The sequence below is a fragment of the Microbacterium lemovicicum genome (assembly GCF_003991875.1).
GTDB lineage: Bacteria > Actinomycetota > Actinomycetes > Actinomycetales > Microbacteriaceae > Microbacterium > Microbacterium lemovicicum.
Window position 1 is genome coordinate 202883 of the sequence record NZ_CP031423.1, and the last position, 18842, is coordinate 221724.

10 protein-coding genes are annotated in these 18842 nt (G+C 65.1%); 5 read left to right on the forward strand and 5 right to left on the reverse strand.

Annotation, left to right across the window (positions count from 1 at the left end):
- Positions 1 to 74: 74 nt before the first annotated feature.
- Positions 75 to 1142 (reverse strand): glycosyltransferase, encoded by a 1068-nt coding sequence (locus CVS47_RS00930; protein ID WP_241240226.1) that lies wholly within the window; start codon positions 1140 to 1142, stop codon positions 75 to 77.
- A gap of 122 nt (positions 1143 to 1264) precedes the next feature.
- Positions 1265 to 2248: a glycosyltransferase gene (locus CVS47_RS00935; RefSeq protein ID WP_127094402.1), complete on the reverse strand. Its 984-nt coding sequence runs from the start codon at positions 2246 to 2248 to the stop codon at positions 1265 to 1267.
- A 108-nt stretch (positions 2249 to 2356) separates the two neighbouring features.
- Between CVS47_RS00935 and CVS47_RS00940 the strand changes: the two genes are divergently transcribed.
- On the forward strand, positions 2357 to 4402 hold the full coding sequence (locus CVS47_RS00940; protein WP_127094403.1) for a glycosyltransferase: 2046 nt from the start codon (positions 2357 to 2359) through the stop codon (positions 4400 to 4402).
- 134 nt (positions 4403 to 4536) lie between these two features.
- Entirely contained in the window at positions 4537 to 5151 is a 615-nt protein-coding gene (locus tag CVS47_RS00945; RefSeq protein ID WP_338142384.1) for a CDP-alcohol phosphatidyltransferase family protein, read from the forward strand.
- On the opposite strand, the gene CVS47_RS00950 is transcribed toward CVS47_RS00945, so the two are convergent.
- Complete coding sequence (locus tag CVS47_RS00950) at positions 5129 to 6289, reverse strand: glycosyltransferase (RefSeq protein WP_127094405.1); 1161 nt, start codon at positions 6287 to 6289, stop codon at positions 5129 to 5131. The genes CVS47_RS00945 and CVS47_RS00950 overlap by 23 nt on opposite strands.
- Positions 6290 to 6459: 170 nt before the next feature.
- Between CVS47_RS00950 and CVS47_RS00955 the strand changes: the two genes are divergently transcribed.
- The 3 genes from CVS47_RS00955 (at position 6460) to CVS47_RS00965 (ending at position 15785) form a co-directional block, all read left to right on the forward strand.
- On the forward strand, positions 6460 to 7134 hold the full coding sequence (locus tag CVS47_RS00955; RefSeq protein WP_127094406.1) for a hypothetical protein: 675 nt from the start codon (positions 6460 to 6462) through the stop codon (positions 7132 to 7134).
- Positions 7135 to 7411: 277 nt separating this feature from the next.
- Positions 7412 to 14413 carry a PKD domain-containing protein gene (locus tag CVS47_RS00960; protein ID WP_164734575.1) on the forward strand — a complete coding sequence of 2334 codons (7002 nt, stop codon included), beginning with the start codon at positions 7412 to 7414 and terminating at the stop codon, positions 14411 to 14413.
- 79 nt (positions 14414 to 14492) lie between these two features.
- On the forward strand, positions 14493 to 15785 hold the full coding sequence (locus CVS47_RS00965) for a hypothetical protein (protein ID WP_127094408.1): 1293 nt from the start codon (positions 14493 to 14495) through the stop codon (positions 15783 to 15785).
- A gap of 16 nt (positions 15786 to 15801) precedes the next feature.
- Here CVS47_RS00965 and CVS47_RS00970 read toward each other — a convergent pair whose 3' ends face one another.
- Positions 15802 to 17340 (reverse strand): glycosyltransferase family 39 protein, encoded by a 1539-nt coding sequence (locus tag CVS47_RS00970; RefSeq protein ID WP_127094409.1) that lies wholly within the window; start codon positions 17338 to 17340, stop codon positions 15802 to 15804.
- Entirely contained in the window at positions 17324 to 18727 is a 1404-nt protein-coding gene (locus CVS47_RS00975) for a tyrosine-protein kinase domain-containing protein (RefSeq protein ID WP_127094410.1), read from the reverse strand. Before CVS47_RS00975 ends, CVS47_RS00970 begins: the two co-directional genes overlap by 17 nt.
- Positions 18728 to 18842 lie beyond the last annotated feature (115 nt).

The window sequence follows — 18842 nt, forward strand, 5'->3', positions numbered from 1 at the left end:
CTCTCGAAGTCGCGATCTGTCGCGTGCGGGTCGCGGAATGACACCGTTGTCGCGGTGAGCGCGGCCCGCGCCGACTACCGAGTCAAAGCCTGGTCGTACCAGCCGTCCACAGCTCCAGGCAAGCGATCGATGCTCCAGCGGCTGGTCGGCGTTCCGCCCGCTGCGGCTGCGAGCAGTAGCTGCTCGGCGAGGTTCTTCACGATGTCCCCTGAGAGGGACGCGGGGAAGACGTTAGGAGATGCCAACAAGGGTGGGCCCCCGAGGGGAAGGCACACGGTCGGGCAACCGATCGAGTTGGCCTCCGCTGCCACCCAGCCCGCCTGATCGTGCATCGAGGGGAAGAGGAACACCTGGGCCTGAGCGATGGCCTGGAGTACTTCAGCGCGGGGACGTTGGCCGAGGAACACCACGCGGTCCGACACCCCGAGGTCCCGCGCGCGGCTCTCGAGTCGCGTCCGGTCGTAGCCGGCCCCATAGATCTCCAGCCGCCAGCCGACCGCCCGGGGGTGCGCAATGGTGTCGATGGCGAGGGCGGCGCCCTTCCAGGCCAGCAGCCGTCCCGCGAACACGGCCGTCTTCGCTGAAAGCTCCTTCGCGCGAGCGGGTAGATCGTCCAAAGACGCATTCGGCTCGATCACGACGGCGCTCCCCCGTCGTTCGAAATGATCACCGACCTGCGGATTCTGTGCCACGACAAGGGCGGCACGGCGTGCAACGGGGTCGCCGCCGATACTGCGAGCTGCCGAGGTGATGGCCTTCCGCGCAACCTCGGTGACGATCCCGCGAAGGCCGAGCCACTTGGCGAGTCGTCTGACGGGCACACTGCTCGATCCGCCGACCGGCCCCCAGATGAAGGGAAGGTCAGGAACGGCAGTGAGCCCGGACGGCATCCAGTCGTTCGCGAAGGTCACGTGGTGCGCCAGGTTGAAGTGATGCTCGGCGTGTAGTCGACGTGCTGTGCGACCGAGTGCCCTCTGCCAGAGCAGGTAGTACCAGTACAAATCCCAGGACCGCTTCTTGAGCCGCACGAGGCGAGGACTGAGATCGAGGTAGACGGGGTGGAGGCGCGACGCGAGTTTCGGATCCGTCGCGAGCGCGCTCTCGATCGATTCACGGAACCGGGGCCGCGTGACGACCCACACGTCGCAGCTCTCCGAGGCTGCCCGCGCGAACTCCCAACCGGCTCGCGCCTCGGGCTCACTGAGCGGACCGCACGCATACGCGCTGAGAAGGACCCGCCGGCGTCGGGTCGACTCCACGCCGCTCACGACGACGCCCGACGCCGGCGACCGTACTCGTTGTGGGCGTAGCCGGCGACACCGGCCAGCATTCCCAGTCCCCGGTAGACCATCCGATGCCCCTTCGCGCGATGCGACGAGTTACGGGTGACAACACCGGCGATCCAGCGCGCACACCCGTAGAAGACGCGTCCGGCGCCGCGCGACACCACCCTCGCGCGAGCGATCAGGCGTCGTCGCGGGCTGCCGGCCAGCGCGAGATCCACCCGAGCCGAGGTGTTACCGAAGCGGAACGTCCTCATGAGGACCCACTTCTTCGTGAATCGGTTCTCTTCTTCCTGCTCGACCACGACCGCGGCCTCCGCCCAGCGGATCTCCCCGCCGCGAGCGGTCAGCTGCCTCGTGAACATGCTGTCGCTACCGCCGGTCAAGCCGAAGCGCTCGTCGAATCGCAGGCCCAGCGCGCGAATGGTGGGCAGATGGAGGAGGAGGTTGTTGGTGGCTGCCTCGTTCATGGGCTGGCCGTCAACGCGCACGGGGCGGATGAACGCCCCACTGTCACGGATCCAGGGTTCGAGCTGCGCCGGAAACACCGTTACGACTTTGCCGGCTACCGCCGCGGCGCCGGTCTCGCGCTGTCGCTGAGTGATCGTGTCAAGCCAGCCGGGTTGGACCACTTCGTCATCGTCGAGAAAGATCAGGACATCGGACGTGGCGGCTTCGTCGAGCGCTCGATTGCGCGCGGCTGCTATTCCCGGCGTCGATTCGACGAAGTACCGAGCTCCGTACTTTTCGGCGACGTCACGACCAGTCGCGCGGGGGTCGTTATCGATCACGAGGATTTCGTGGGAAGCAGTTCCCGCACGGTTCGCCTCGTCGACTTGCGAACGGATTGCGTTCAACGCATTCGCCAGCGGCCCCGGCCGCTTGAAAGTCGCGAGAGCGACGGTAACTGGACCCACACCCGTCATATGACGCCCCGTCCTCCTGCCGGTGAGACTTCCGAGCATGTCACATGATGGACACGGGTGTGATTTCAGGACGACGCGCGCCCAGCCTAAAATCAACCTCGTCGGTTCCGCCGGTGTCCGAGTCGACCAGAGAGCGAGCGCGGCTATATGTCCATCGACGCCGGCGCATGCGCCGTCCTCATCGTCAATTACGGTTCTCACGAGCTGATCCGCCGAAATACGATGCTCTCTCAGCTCCCAACCGGCATCAGGGTCTTCGTCGTCGACAATCCGACGACCGTGGAGGAGCGTGCGGCCGTCGCTGCGCTCAGCGAGGAGTCCGGATGGCGACTTCTCACGCCGGACGAAAACCTCGGATTCGGCGGGGGCATGAACCTCGCCGCGTCGGTCGCTCTGAGCGACGGATGCCAAGTGCTGCTCGCCCTGAATCCGGACGCATACCTGGTGGAAGACGCCACGATCAGACTGCTCGAGTACGCGTACGACCACCCGAGAGCCATCGTGGCTCCGAGGATAAGTCGTCCGGATGGGAGGCCGTTCTCCTCGATGATGAGTCTCGACCTGACGTCTGGATCCGTCGGGCGAGCCGACTCCGGCGTGACGGCTGGCGCATCGGTTGCGTGGCTGAGCGGCGCATGCTTCGCGATGAGCGCCACGTTGTGGCGTGAGCTCGACGGCTTCGACGACGACTATTTCCTCTACTGGGAGGACATAGATCTGTCCTTTCGAGCGCGGAGCATCGGGGCTGAGCTGCGCTTGCTGGAGGACGCGGTGGCCATCCATGACCCTGGCGGAACGCAAGAGCAGCGAGGCCGGGCGAAGTCGTCGATTTACTACTTCTTCAACACCCGCAACCGCCTCCTCTTTGCCGCGAAACACCTGCCGCGGGCCGATCGGATGCGCTGGCTCGCCAGGTCCGCAGGCGAGGGTTATCGCATCCTCCTCCGGGGTGGGCGACACCAGTTGGCTGCTCCGCGGCGTTCGGTGCTTCCCGTCATACGCGGCACGATCGCTGGTGCGGCGGCGGTGCTGCGCTCCGTCCGCAGTCGATCGGTGCGCCCTCGATCCGGCCAGGGGCTTCCGCATCCCGCTGTCCGTTCGCAGTTCATCTTCGCGCCCCGAGCGCGCCTATATGAAACGGTGCGAAGCGCACATCTGGAGCGAGCTCACCAGATGGCGCCGGCAGCCATCGTCTACCGCTGGCGGCGGTACGATTTCGACCCGTCGCTCACGGACGGGCTCGAGATGGTTCGGTTGGGGCGGCTCTCGGCCGGCTTCGTCCTCCGCCGCTCGAACGTGCGCGAGCTCGAGATCAACGAGCCGCTGATGTACGCCAGCCTGCCGACTTCAGCGATTGTCATCGCGCTCGTCTCCTTTCTTCGTGCGTCGCACCGACGGCCACGTCTCGTCGCCTACGCGATCGAGAACAGCAATCCCTTCGCCCAGCAGGGGGGCTCCGTCCGGGCCCGTCTGCAACGTCGAGTCAGATTTGCGATCGCCCGGTTCGTGTGGCGTCGGATCGACAGGGTGGTCTACGGCACCGAGTCGTCGCGCGATCTGTACCGCTCGCTGCTGGGACCATCCGGCGGCGCCGAGAAGGTCATCCTCGCGCTCCCGGCACGTATGAAGGCCGGCCACATCTCCAAGCCGCTTCCCACGGTCGTCTTCCTCGGCGCACTGGTGCAACGCAAAGGGCTGCCGCTTCTACGTGAGGCGTGGCCCATTGTCCGCCATCGACTTCCTGATGCCACGTTGACGGTGATCGGGAAGGGCGCACTGCAGTCTGATGTCGAGAAATGGGCGGCCGAAGACGAGACGGTCACCTTCATAGCCGATCCGCCCCGGGCCACCATCCGAGACGAGCTCGCCAAGGCGAGAGTCCTCGTGCTTCCGTCTCAGCCGAGCGCGACGTGGCGCGAGCAAGTCGGCCTGCCGATCGTCGAAGGGCTGCAGCAGGGGTGTGCGATCGTGACGACTGATCAGACGGGCCTGGCAACGTGGTTGGCCGAACGCGATCATGGTGTCGTGTCCTCACCCAGCAGCGCTGGCGAGCTCGCTTCCACGATCGTGACGCAGCTCGAGCGCGGTGACCGGGCAGTGCACATCACCGGGTCCTTGCCAGAAGAAGATGGGCGTCTGGAAGCGGACGCGTGGTTGTTCGCGGATGAGAGCACCGCTGAAGGGAAGATGTGATGGCCGACGAAACGTGGGGGCAGGCACTGCGGCGGTTGGGGTCAGCACAGAAAGGGCACGCACGGGGCGCCCCGGCGTACTCCGTGTACGTCAATCGTCGGGTGGGCAGGGTGCTGGCTGCGACCGCATACGTCATGGGGCTCACGCCCAACGGAGTGACGGCGGTGAGCGCCGTCTTCACCTTCACCGGGATCATTCTCCTCGTGGCCGTTCCCACGGCGCCTTGGCTGGGAATCGTCGTAGCCCTTCTTCTTGCGCTGGGGTATGCATGGGATTCGGCTGATGGTCAGCTCGCCCGCTTGCAAGGCGGTGGAACGATCGCAGGGGAATGGCTGGACCACTTCGTCGACGCGATAAAGATCGCGACTTTACACCTAGCCGTCCTCGTGGGCCTGTTCCGTTTCACCGACATCTCCGCGGGGTGGCTGCTGGTCCCACTCGGATTCAGCGTCGTGGCAACGGTTTCCTTCTTCGGCACACTGCTCAACGACCTTCTCAAGGGTGCGCGGGGGGTCGCTTCCAGCCAGGCGCGCGGAGGCGGCACAGCATTGAGATCGCTGGTGCTGGTGCCGACCGATTACGGTCTGCTGTGCCTGGTCTTTGTTCTATGGGGGTGGCCGACGCTGTTCCTGGCCGTCTACGCGCTCTTGGGTGTCGCCTGCACGGCCTTCCTCGCGCTCGCCGCCGTGAAGTGGTTTCGCGAGATGCGCAGGATCGACGCTCCTGTTACCGCCGGAGGAGCGAGCTGACAGCAGTCATCATCGTGCCGATATCTTTGCGGTAACGCGCAGGGGAGTAGCGGGCGGAAGCGGCGGCGGCCTCGTCTTCCAATTGCGGAGCGAGGTTCGGCCAGCCCGCCACCGCAGAGCGGAGTGCCTCAGCGATGGCAGACGAGTCATCTGGGGCGAACAGGATGGCCGTTGCGACCCCCGCGGTAGCCTCCCGGAGCCCGCTGGTGTCACTCGCCAGAACGACACGCCTCGCGATGACGCCTTCGACCGCTGTGTTCCCGAACGGCTCGTCGAGCCTCGAAGGCACGACGAGGATGTCGTTCTCCTCGACGACGGACCAGATGTCCTGTCGGAAACCCAGCAGGCGAACCCGCTCCTCAAGTCCGAGCGCAGTGATGCGCTGGCGCAGTGCGTCCTCGAACCACTCATAACCCGGGAAGACGCCGCCGAGCAGATCGAGGCGCATGTCAGGGAGGTCGGTGTCCAACAGTGCAAGTGCCTCAATGAGAAGGTCCGGTCCCTTGCGAGGGGAGAGGCGTCCGACATAGACGACCCGGACCGGTGCCTCGAGTCGTTCCCGTGGGATTGCAACGCGCTGAGGCCCTGCCACTCCGTTGTAGACGACCACCGCGCGCTCGGCCATCCTCGGGAAGGCCTCCCTGAGGACGCCACGGCTGAACTCGCTGTTGACCAGCACCTTCTGGGCCAAAAGGGCGGGAGCGTACATCCCCCGCTTCACAAGAGCGGAGGCGCCCTGCTCGCCCTCATGGAGATGAACCACGGCGGGGATCCTCGACCACCGAGCCGCGACCGGCCAGAGCGGGAGCGTCACAGTGCTCACGTAGACGGCGTCTGGTTGCAGGGCCTTCAGTATCTTCCTCGAGCTGCGGAGGCCTCGGATGGTCCCTGACAGCAGCCGTGGCCAGCCTGCGGGCTTCAGAAGACTCTTGCGGAGGACCAGTGTCGGAGCGATGACGACGTCGGCACCCGCCGCGCGGAGTTCAGTGGTCAGCGGTCCATCATCGGGCAGGACGACGGTGACGTCGGCGCCGGCCTCCCGCATTCCGGCCACGCTCTCGAGCATGACGCGATCTGAGCCGTACAGCTCTGCGCTGGGGTGTGCGACCAGATAACGGCGGACGTGTTCGCGGGGCATGACTTCGCTCTCCTGAGTCCGACGGTCGAGTCGCCATCGTATCGGAGTGCCAGCCGCAATCATCAGGTGACTCAGACCACTGTGTCAGCCTGTATGCAGGCGGGAGCCGATACGCTGAGCCCACGACCGGTCCGGGGGGACTGTCGTACAGCCTGGGGGAGAGGCGCGACATGACAGACATTGAGACTTCCGCGCGGGATGAAGCGGCAATACGATCACGCCGCCGCATATGGCTGATTACCGGTGTTGCCGGGGGTGCCGCCGTCGTCGCGCTGATCTGCGCACTGCTCTTCATTCCCCGGACCGTCAGCCCCGGAGCCTCTACAGATGCGGCGCCTGATGACGTTGCGGTGGTTACGCCGACGACAGAGCCTGCTGCGCCAGCGGTGAGGCCGGAGGGTGACACCGTTACGCCACCTCCGGCGACGGGGGTGCCCGATGACGCGTACCCCGAGCTGGAGCCAGTGCCTGTCGATTCCATCGTGGACACGCAGGGACTGAGAGTTGCGCTGACGCGTTTCGAGTCCGTGCAGGGCGAGGTTCAGGGGCCGGGCGAGGTCGCCGGCGCAGCAGTGCGGGTGACGCTTTCCCTCACGAATGAAGGCGACGGAGATCTCGATCTGGATCTGGTCGTACTCAATGCCTTCATGGGAAATCAGCGCGATCCTGCCGAGACGTACGAACAGCCGGGCGGCTCGCCGGTGACGGGCACTCTTGCGCCGGGGGAGACCGCGGAAGGTGTCTACCTGTTCCGTATCCCGGAGGACCGTAGGGGAGACGTCACCTTCATCGTCGACTACCGCCAGTCGGAGAGCGCCGTGGTGTTTCGGGGCGCCATCTCCTGATTCCGGGGGACTGAGGTTCGGCGGATTTGTCCGCGAAGGCGGATTCGTGCGCAAAGGTTGTGAAGACGAGGACTTCTCACATAGAGTTCTCTGAACTGGGGATTACCGTGCCTTCCGGGGCCGGTCAATGCTGCTCGCCGGGGGGCGAGCGGAATGGGGAAAAGTCGTGGCTAACACGCATGCTGTTCTGTTGAGCACTGGGGAACGAAAGTCAGACGGCGTCGCACGACGTTGGCTGAAGGGCGCGGTGGCCGGAGTGACGACCCTCGGGCTCGTCGTGGCCGGACTGGCCATGACCGCGGTGCCGGCGTCCGCCGACAGTTCGCCGGCGCCCGGCGTCGAGGAGACGGTCACCGCTGACCCGCTCCCGACCGCGCAGATCGACGGCGTGGCCTGGACACAGGCGATCGTGGGCAACACCGTCTTCGTGGGCGGGGAGTTCACGAACGCGCGGCCCGCGGGTTCCGCGGCGGGTGTCAACACCTCCGCCCGACAGAACCTCATGTCCTACAACCTCTCCACAGGCGTCATGACGTCGTGGAACCCCGGCGCGAACGGTATCGTCCGTTCGATAAGCGCCTCGCCGGACGGCTCTCGCATATACGTCGCCGGCTCGTTCACAAATATCGCCGGGGTGGCGCGCAACCGTGTCGCCGCGTTCGACGCGACAACCGGCAACATACTTCCCTGGAACCCGGGGGCGAACTCCGCGGTCTACGACATCGTCGCCCGCGGGAACACCGTGTGGTACACGGGCATCTTCTCGAGCGCAGCAGGCGGTGCGCGCACCAAGGTGGCGGCGGTCACCGCGTCTACAGGCGCCCTGCTGCCCTTCTCGGCCGACGTGGCCGACGGCAGCCCGCGAGCGATCGTGGTCAGCCCGGACGGTGGCAAGGTCGTCATCGCGGGAGGCTTCACGAGCGTGAACGGCTCGACGAACCCCGGGCGCGGAATGGCGGCGCTGAACGCCGTCACCGGCGCTTCCGAGCAGTGGGCCGTGAACAGCCTGATCCGCAACGCCGGCACGAGCGCCGGCATGTACGACCTCGCTTCGGACAACGACAGCGTGTACGGCGTGGGCTGGAGCTACGGGGGAACCGCGGAAGACGGCTTCGAAGGCACCTTCCGGGCGAACTGGAGCGACGGGTCTCTCGTCTGGCTCGAGGACTGCCACGGAGACAACTACTCGGTGGCTGTGACCTCGGATGTCGTGTACACGGCGTCGCACGACCACTACTGCGGCAACGTCGGCGGCTTCCCCCAGACGCCTTCGCCGTGGCAGCTCAACCACTCGCTCGCGTTCGCGAAGACGTATCACGGTAAGACGCTGACCAACGACATCTACGGATACAAGTCCTACGGTGGGCAGCCCGCGGCCTCCTTGCTCCACTGGTACCCCAAGTGGGCGGTCGGCACCTACACCGGCAAGAGCCAGGCCACATGGACCGTGCAGGCGAACGACAACTACGTGGTCTACGGCGGCGAGTTTCCGTCGGTGAACAACGTCGCGCAGCAAGGCCTCGTGCGCTTCGCCAAGAAGGCGCTGGCCCCCAAGAAGCAGGGGCCGCAGCTTTCGAACACGCAGTTCCCCGTCTCGGCTCTGTCGCTGCGCGCAGGCGAGGTTCGGGTGTCCTGGAACGCCAACTACGACAAGGACAACGAGACCCTCACGTACCAGCTCTACCGTCAGGGGACGTCTCTTCCGATCTACGAGACGACCGCGGCCTCGAACTTCTGGACGCAGCCGGTCATGAAGTTCACGGACAAGACCGTGACGAACGGCCAGACATACCAGTACCGCATCCGCGCAACCGACCCGGATGGCAACGCTGCGACCGGTGCGTGGACGAGCGTGCAGGCCTCGGCCGACTCCGCGTCTGCCTATAGCCTCGGCGTGATCGATGACGGCGCGAAAGACTACTGGCCTCTGAGCGAGGCAAGCGGCACGATCGGGTCGAACTGGGCCGAGGGCGGCGACGTCAACGTGTCCAATGGCACGCGCGGCGTGGCTGGACCGAACCTGGCCAAGTCGAGCAAGTCGACGGGGTTTGCGGGTGCCGAGAACTCGTACGCGACCTCGACAGTGCGCGAGACCGCTCCGGATACCTTCACCGTGGAGGCATGGGTCAACACCACCAGCACGCGCGGAGGCAAGATCGTCGGCTTCGGCAACTCCGCGACGGCGAGCTCGAACAACTACGACCGTCACGTGTACATGAGCGCAGACGGCACGATCAACTTCGGCGTCCACCCGGGATCCGTTCGCACTGTGAACTCCTCCGGCGGATTCAACGACGGAGCGTGGCACTACATCGTGGCCTCGATGGACAGCTCTGGGATGAAGCTGTACGTGGACGGCCGACTCGTAGGCAGCCGTGCCGACACCACGACGGGACAGCCGTTCGACGGCTACTGGCACATCGGGGGAGACAACACGGGCGGCTGGCCGGGCGTGACGGACCAGTACCTGAATGGATCGATCTCGGACGTCGCCGTTTATGGGGAGAGCCTCAGTCGGGACACGATCAACCAGCACTGGATCAACTCTGGGCGTGCCAGCACCATCACGCCTGCTCCTGCCGACGCGTACGGCAAGTCCGTCTATGAGCTGTCCCCCACCATCTACTGGCGTGCGAATGAATCAGCCGGTGCGAGCACCGCTGCCGATTCCGGCAAAGACTCTGTCACGGGCGCTTACAGCGGGAGCATCGGTTTCGGAGCGCCCGGAGTGATCAAGGACGTCGCCAACAGCGCGATCAGCCTGTCACCGAACGGCGGAGCGCAGACGGGAATCGCGAGCACGCAGGCGTTCACCAACCCGACGACGTTCGCGGTCGAGACCTGGTTCAAGACGGACAGCACCAGTGGAGGAAAGCTGGTCGGCTTCGGCGACCGAAACGTCGGCACTAGCGGCAGCTATGACCGCCACATCTACATGTCCGGCGATGGACGTGTGAAGTTCGGCACGTACAACGGCAACCTCAACATCATCCAGAGCGGCACGGGATACAACGACAACAAGTGGCACTACGTCGTCGGACAGATCTCTGCGAGCGGCATGCAGCTCTACGTCGACGGCAATCTGGTCGACAGCAATGGGAACACGCAGTCGCAGTCCTACAACGGCTACTGGCGTGCAGGAGGCGACTCCGGTTGGGAGGGCGACCAGTACTTCCGGGGCTCGCTCGACGAGATCGCGATCTACCCGGCACCGCTCACGCCCGAGCAGGTCGGCGCGCACTACGACCTCGCTCGACTGGGGTACGTCAACTCCAAGCCCGTCGCGGCGTTCTCGAGCATCATCACGGACCTCGCCGTGGCCTTCGATGGCTCTACGTCGAGTGACGTGGAAGGTCCGATCGCTTCCTATTCGTGGAACTTCGGCGACGGACAGACGGCTACGGGCGCCCAGCCGTCCCACTCGTTCCCCCGTTCGGGAACGTACAACGTGAGCCTGATCGTGACGGATGGACAGGGTGCGTCGTCCACCATCACGCAGCCGGTTTCGGTCATCGGAGCGAACGAGCTCCCGACCGCGGCGTTCACCTCGACGGTGAAGCACTCGGCGGTGACGTTCGACGCGACCTCAAGCGCAGACACCGACGGGACGATCGTGAGCTACGCCTGGGCATTCGGCGACGGCGAGACGGCAACAGGACAGACGACGTCGCACACATACGCCACCGCCGGCGCCTACACGGTGACGCTGACGGTGACCGACGACAGGGGCGACTCGTCGGCGAGTCAGCAGAGTGTTCAGACGACGACTGCCCCCTCGGCCCCGACAGACGCGTACGGTGCTTCCGTCTTCAACCTGGCGCCCAGTCTCTACTGGCGGCTGGGTGAGACCTCGGGATCAGTCGCGCGCGACGCATCTCTCGAGGACAGCGACGGCACCTATTACGGCAACGTCACGCGCGGGCAGGTCGGGGCGTTGAAGAACGTCGCGAACACCGCGATCGGCACCAACCCGAACGGCGACGTTCAGACGGGTGTCGCGTCCAACAAGCGCTTCGTGAACCCGACGACGTTCACGATCGAGTCCTGGTTCAAGACGGATTCCACCTCTGGCGGAAAGATCGTCGGTTTCGGCAATGCGCAGCAGGGCTGGAGCAGCAGCTACGACCGCCATGTCTACATGTCCGGTGACGGTCGCGTGAAGTTCGGCGTCTGGACGGGTCAGTCTCAGATCCTCGAGTCCGCTCCTGGCTTCAACGACAACAAGTGGCACCAGGTAGTCGCGCAGATGTCGTCGTCGGGAATGAAGCTTTACATCGACGGTCAGCTCATCTCCTCCAATGGCAACTCGGATGCGCAGCCCTACGACGGGTACTGGCGCGTCGGCGGCGACAGCGGATGGGAAGGCGACGGTTACTGGCGCGGGTCGATCGATGAGGTCGCCGTCTACCCGACTGTGCTGACCGCTTCGCAGGTTGCGACCCACTACCAGCTCGGAAACGTCGGCTTCGTGAACCAGCCGCCGGTGGCGAGCTTCGTCACCAGCGGGTCGGCCATGACCGTCGACTTCGACGGAACAGCGTCGAGTGATCTGGACGGCCCCATCGCCTCCTACTCCTGGAACTTCGGGGACGGGACGACGGGTGCCGGAGCCACGGTGTCGCACACCTATGCGATTGCCGGAACTTTCCAGGCCACTCTGACGGTCACGGACGGGCAGGGCGTGACCAACGCCGTCACCCATGATGTGACGGCGCCGGCTCCCAACAAGCTGCCGACCGCAGCTTTCGTCGAGACGATCCAGGATCTTTCCGTGTCGCTCGACGCCACGGCCAGCTCCGACTCGGATGGGACGATCGTGTCGTACGCCTGGGACTTCGGTGACGGAACGACGAGCACCGAGGCCGCCCCGATCCACAACTACGCGCGCGGTGGTGACTTCGTCATCACCTTGACAGTGACGGACGATCGAGGCGGGTCGGCGAAGGCCACGAAGCAGGTGTCCCTGATCGCGCCCAACGTGGCGCCGGTCGCGGCGTTCTCGACGTCGGTCATCGGACTGTCCGTATTCACCAACGCCTCGGCATCGACTGATGGGGACGGCAGCGTCGTCTCGTACATCTGGTCCTTCGGAGACGGAGCTACGGCTACCACGACCACGTCGACTGCCAGTCACCGCTACGACGCGGCCGGCACCTACGAGGTTTCGCTCACGGTCGTCGACGATGACGGCGCCAACTCGGCGCCTCAGACGCGACAGGTCGTGATCGCTCCGGCGAATCAGGCTCCGGTGGCGGCGTTCACGTCGTCGGCGAGTGGTCTGGTGCTGTCGGTGGATGGGGCGACGAGTTCGGATCCGGATGGGACTGTGGCGTCGTACGCGTGGAACTTCGGTGACGGTGGTACGGCCACGGGTGCTCAGGCCTCGCGGACGTACGGTGCGGCGGGCACGTACACGGTGTCGTTGACGGTGACCGATGACAAGGGTGCGACCAACACCAAGACGGCTGACGTGACGGTGACCGCTCCTCCGGCTGGTTCCAACGTGCTGGCCAAGGACACGTTCGAGCGGGCGGCAACCAACGGGTGGGGTTCGGCTGACCAGGGCGGTGCGTGGTCGGTGAACCTTGCGTCGCGCTTCTCCGTCGCCGGTGGCGTGGGGAAGGTCGCAGTGACGACGGGAACGTCTCCGGTGGCGACGTTGGGCTCGGTCTCGAGCTCGTCGGCTCGTGTGACGGCTGAGTTCTCGGTGGACAAGCTCGCTGAAGGTCAGTACGTCACGGTCATCGGTCGGCAGGTCGGATCGGCGCAGTACGCCGCGCGTGTCCGGCTCGCCGCTGACGGTTCGGTGAAGCTGAACATGCTCGAGGGCAGCAACGGCGTAGGACCCACCGTCACGCCCACTCTCAAGGTGGTCGCGGGTGAGAAGTACACCGTGATGTTCGAGGTGACCGGCACTGCTCCGTCGACCCTGTCGATGAAGTTGTGGAAGTCGACCGACGCAGAGCCGGGCGCGTGGGCGGTGACGCGGACCAACACCGCGGCGGCGCTGCAGGTGCCTGGTTCCGTGGGCCTGTCCTCGTTCCTGCCGTCGGGTGCCGCCGCGTCAGCGCCGGTCGCTCTTACGATCGACAACCTCTCCATCACAGACCCGAAGGTCGTGGTTGCTCCGGCGAATCAGGCTCCGGTGGCGGCGTTCACGTCGTCGGCGAGTGGTCTGGTGCTGTCGGTGGATGGGGCGACGAGTTCGGATCCGGATGGGACTGTGGCGTCGTACGCGTGGAACTTCGGTGACGGTGGTACGGCCACGGGTGCTCAGGCCTCGCGGACGTACGGTGCGGCGGGCACGTACACGGTGTCGTTGATGGTGACCGATGACAAGGGTGCAACCAACACCAAGACCGCGGCGGTGACGGTTGCTGCTGCTCCGGCGAATCAGGCTCCGGTGGCGGCGTTCACGTCGTCGGCGAGTGGTCTGGTGCTGTCGGTGGATGGGGCGACGAGTTCGGATCCGGATGGGACTGTGGCGTCGTACGCGTGGAACTTCGGTGACGGTGGTACGGCCACGGGTGCTCAGGCCTCGCGGACGTACGGTGCGGCGGGCACGTACACGGTGTCGTTGACGGTGACCGATGACAAGGGTGCGACCAACACCAAGACGGCTGACGTGACGGTGACCGCTCCTCCGGCTGGTTCCAACGTGCTGGCCAAGGACACGTTCGAGCGGGCGGCAACCAACGGGTGGGGTTCGGCTGACCAGGGCGGTGCGTGGTCGGTGAACCTTGCGTCGCGCTTCTCCGTCGCCGGTGGCGTGGGGAAGGTCGCAGTGACGACGGGAACGTCTCCGGTGGCGACGTTGGGCTCGGTCTCGAGCTCGTCGGCTCGTGTGACGGCTGAGTTCTCGGTGGACAAGCTCGCTGAAGGTCAGTACGTCACGGTCATCGGTCGGCAGGTCGGATCGGCGCAGTACGCCGCGCGTGTCCGGCTCGCCGCTGACGGTTCGGTGAAGCTGAACATGCTCGAGGGCAGCAACGGCGTAGGACCCACCGTCACGCCCACTCTCAAGGTGGTCGCGGGTGAGAAGTACACCGTGATGTTCGAGGTGACCGGCACTGCTCCGTCGACCCTGTCGATGAAGTTGTGGAAGTCGACCGACGCAGAGCCGGGCGCGTGGGCGGTGACGCGGACCAACACCGCGGCGGCGCTGCAGGTGCCTGGTTCCGTGGGCCTGTCCTCGTTCCTGCCGTCGGGTGCCGCCGCGTCAGCGCCGGTCGCTCTTACGATCGACAACCTCTCCATCACAGACCCGACGATTCCGTAACTGCTCGACCTAGTGACCCTCCCCTCGCTTTCCGAGGTGAGGGTCACTCCTTTCGAGCTGTGGTTGAGTGTGAGTTGACATGAGCAGACCGATCCCAGGGCAATACAGCCACATATCAAAGGCGGGTGTCGTCCCGGTCGAGAGCGTGGTGGCCCTGCTGTTCGTGGCCGCGATGGCGGTGCGAGTCAATATGCCGCTGTTCCTCCCGTGGAACGTCGTTGTCGCTCTCCTTGTGTTCCCTATCGCTGCACGCCACCTCACCAAGTTCGAATGGATGCTGCCTGTGGCGGTCGGGAGTGTCGCCGCGGGACTAGCCGGCGTGTTCCTCACCGAAGCCTCCACAGACCCAACTTCATTCAACGTCCTGGTCTCGAACGCATCGCGTGTGCTCGGTTGGGGGCTCGTGCTCTCGGCGATGCTCTGGGCGCGCTCCGTTGCCGGGGTGCCGAAGATGCTTCTGGCTTTCGCGGTGGGGCAGCTTCTCAGCCTGGGTCTGAACGGAGTCAGTACTGACAACGCCTGGAAATTCTCCCTGTCCTTCCCTGTGATCCTGCTGACGCTCTCTCTTCCCGTACTCGTCAGAAGTAGGGTCGCCCAGCTCGTCGCGTGTCTCGCGCTGGCGGCGGTGTCCGTGGCGTCTGACTCGCGGTCATCCGCGGGCTTCCTCTTAATCTCGATAGCTCTCGTGCTGTCCCAGGGCGCTGGGGATGGGAGCCTTCGCTCGATCGCGATGCGACGATGGCTTGTGGTGGTGCGGATCGGAGCGGTTGCTCTTGGCGCCTTCTTCCTGCTCCAGGCGGCCCTGCTGGAAGGATTTCTGGGCGAGCAGGCGGAGGCCCGTACCGCGTATCAGATCCAGAACGGTGGCTCTGTGCTGGCCGGAGGGCGCCCTGAGATGGGCGCAAGCGTCGCTCTCATCCTGGCGAAACCCTTCGGCTATGGTGCGGGAGCTGTGCCGGAACCGTCTGACATCCTCGTCGCGAAAGGCGGGATGAGTACGCTCGGCTACGATCCGAACAACGGGTACGTCGAGAACTACATGTTCGGGCGTGGCTTCGAGGTGCATTCCGTCCTGGGAAACCTGTGGATTCAGTTCGGCATCCTCGGTGCGATCTTTGCAATCGCGGTCGCGATCCTCCTCGTGCGGGGGGCAGCCCACCAGCTCGCCTTGGGAACCGCCACCGCGGTCATGGTCTACCTCGCGATTCGTGGGGTGTGGGACATCGCTTTCAGCCCGACACTCAGCAGCTTCATCGTGATGCCTCTTGCCTTGGCGGCGGTCGCGGTGCCGAAAGTTGCAGCGCGCCACGGCGACCCGCTTTCGGGCGATGGCCTGCGCGCTCGCGACCGCGCTTCTCGACGATCGGCGTGAACTCCCGATCGTCGCGTCAACCGCGGCGTGTGTATTCGATGACGGTGACGTTAGGACCGGACCAGCGGACGCTTCCGTCGAAGCCGGCCTCTTCGATCAGGGCTTTTCCGTCCGCCACCACGTTCTGCGGATAGCGGTCGCCGTACAGCATCCAGATGTGCGCGTAGCCGGCCAGTTCGTTTTGGACTTCGCTGAGCTGGACAGACACGCCGTCGAGCGAGTCCGTCTCCGCACCGGTCTTGCGAAGTGTCAGATCTGTGAGTCCTTGGAAATTTCCGGGGTAGGCCTCTGCGATCCGCCTCGCCGTGAGCGATACGAGCGACGCGTCGTATCGCGGCGAGAAGTACACGGCGTCTCCTGGTTGCGCATATTCGCCGACGATGGCGGCAGCCGCAGACCAATCCGATCCTGACTTCGAGAACGGAGTGCGCTGTGATGCGAGCACGATCAGACATCCGATGAGACAGATGGCGCCAATGACGACAGCAAGTCGACGGCGCAGGGACCGAAGGCCGAGTGCGATCAGCACAGCGGCGGCTGGCGCCGTGAAGGTGAAGTAGCGAGGTTGGTAGACGGGCGCGACGATGATGGCGTAAAGGGCGATCGCAACCGTCGGGAGCGCGAGCCACGGCAATGCCACGGCGAGCAGCTCTCTCTTCATGTCGCCCGGGCGTGCAGGGCGCAAGATCGCCAGCGCCATGATCACGGCGCCGGACAGTCCGAGCAGAATCGCCGCCGCCTGCCACGCAATGCCGAAAAGTGAGGGCAACGCGGCGTCATTGGGCGTCTCCCCGAGGTACAGCTGATTCACCAGCACCTTGCGCAGGAGGCTGAGAGGGTTCCGATCGCCTCCCGTTCCGAGCTGCGACTGCTGCGATCGCACGAGCGCGAGGAAAGGAAGTGTGGCCGCTGCAGTAACAGCCGTCGACACAGCCCACCCGATCCAAACTCTGCGTGGGGACCGCCGGACCGCCAGCGTGACCCCGTGACCTGCGACGAGGAACACCAGATAGATGTTGAAGAAAACCGCAGCGATCGCGAGCAATGTGTACGCCACCCACGGGAGGCGCTTCGAGCCCGCCTGCCATGCTCTGACCAGCGCCCACGTGCTCCACACCGCTGCCAGCGCGCTGAAGATGAACGGGCGCGCCTCAATGCCAGCCCACGCGAGGCGAGGGAGGAGAGCCGCCACTGCCGATGCGGTGATGGCCGTTGAGGGTGTCGCAAGCCGACGAACGAGAAAAAGCACTCCTACACAGGTCCCCGCGAGTGCGACCGCACTTGGAAAGCGCAGTCCTACGGCCCCGATCCCCGTCAGCTGGACCCAGCCGTACATCAGGAAGTAGTAGGCGCCGTGCACAGCATCGATGTTCGAGAGAAGACCGAGCAACTGTGCGGGCGATCGTTCCGCGGCCGAAATCGTCACTGCCTCGTCTGTCCATAGGGAGATAGACCAGGACGGGGTGACGCCGACCAGGAGCCCGAAGAAGAAGACAGCGAGAGGTGCGCCGCGCTGTGAGGCGATGAAGATCCCAGACCTATCGGCGAGAGACATTTTCTCGAACGCTCGTGGGATCCTTGCGCTTCAAACGGGCGGAGCGACCCGCCTGATCCTCGTAGTAGGCGCTCGACTGAGTGCGTCGAACGTCATTGAGAACGAGGCCGAGAACAGGCGTCGGGCTCGATTCCAGCGCGAGAAGTGTGCGCCGCAGCGCATCCCGTTTGGTGACCCGGCTTCGGACCACGATCACGATGCCATCCACGAGCGGGGCGAGCCAGAGGGGGTCGCTGACCGCCAGCACCGGGGGTGTATCGACGATGACGAAATCGTACTGCTCGCGGGCCTCTGCGATCACACCGCGGAGCAGCTCCGAGGTGAGGATCTGGCCCGGATTCGGAGGCAGCACTCCAGACGTCAGTACCTGTGCACCGTCGTTGCCGAGCGGTTGCACCGCAACGTCCATCGTCGTCTCGCCGAGAAGAATCGATGTCAGGCCGACAGACCCCTCGAGTTGCGACAGGGTGGCGATGGACGCTCGACGAAGGTCAGCGTCGATGAGAAGAACGGAGTTGCCCTGCTCCGCCAGGATCAGAGCCGTCGCGATGCTCATCGAAGACTTTCCGTCACCGGAGTGGGAAGAGGTGAACAAGAGGACCTTCTTAGCCCCATCGACGTTCGCGAAACGCAGACCGGCGACGAAGCTCCGCACAGATTCCGCCACCGCGCTTGTGGCGTCCGTCCGGATGACTCCAGGCAGCGACCGGCTGGAGCCGGTGGTGTACACATCGCCGAGCACAGCTATGTCTGAAACGGCAGCTATGTCCACGTGTGAAGAGAGGCGCGTCGCCAGAAGGCGCCGAAGGAGGGCGTATACGACACCTGCCACGAGCCCGGCCAATCCCCCCAGCAATGTGAGCAATCGGACATTCGGGGAAATGGGCGCGTTGGGGGGAGTGGCGGGCGTGATCGTTTCGATTCGCACCGCGGGCTGTGCATCATCGAACTGAGGTGAGAGGTCGCGAACCGCCACAGCCAGCTGGCTGCCGATCGCGTTGGCCACCGCAGCAGCGGTGTCGGCGTCGCGGCTCGTCACCCCGATCTCGAGCACCTGCGTGTTCAGGGGTGCCTGCACAGATACCGACGTGGCCAGGGCCCTGGGCGTCGAATCGAGGCCCAGCCGATCAACCACCGGTTCGAGAACCGTGGGCGATGTTGCGACGAGTGCATACGTCTGGACGAGGTTCTGCACGTAATTCGACCCCTGAACGAGCTCGCTCGTACTCGCCCCTCGCGCGGGAATGATGACGACGTCAGCCTGAGCGCGGTACACCTTAGGCTGCACCGTCGCGTAGCCGAAACCGGCTCCGGCACCGATGGCGGCCAACAGCAAAATGATCCACCAGCTTCGTCGCAAAGAGGCGATGTACTCGTGCAGTGTCATGTGACGGTTCGATTCGTGAGTGACGGCGACAAGCGTGTGCCGATGCAGTTGCTACATTCTGTCTGGTAGACGAGCAGACACGGAATCGGGCGGCGCCAGGTCTCGACCGTCGAGC